This is a genomic window from Nocardia flavorosea (assembly GCF_015477805.1).
GTDB classification, from domain to species: Bacteria; Actinomycetota; Actinomycetes; order Mycobacteriales; family Mycobacteriaceae; genus Nocardia; species Nocardia flavorosea_A.
On record NZ_JADLQL010000027.1, the window covers coordinates 1 to 255 of the forward strand.

The window sequence follows — 255 nt, forward strand, 5'->3', positions numbered from 1 at the left end:
AGCACCAGCCAGTCCACCGAATCCGGCAGATCACCGCGCACCGACGACATCGTGATACCCACCGGCGCGCCGGAATCGGAGAGCATATGCGCGATCCGGTCTTGCGGATACGTCGGGTCGATCGGCAGGAACGCCGCACCCGACTTCGTCACCGCCCACTCGGCCAGCACCGAATCCGCCGACCGCGGCACCGCCACCGCCACCAAATCCTCGGCACCCAGACCACGCTCGATCAGCGCCCGCGCCACACGGTTC

At 68.2% G+C, this 255-nt stretch carries 1 protein-coding gene; it reads right to left on the reverse strand.

The genetic code is table 11. The annotated features are described in order from the left end of the window. Window positions 1–255, reverse strand: a 255-nt coding sequence (locus IU448_RS28635) for an AMP-binding protein (protein WP_195058852.1), incomplete at both ends; no start/stop codon positions are given.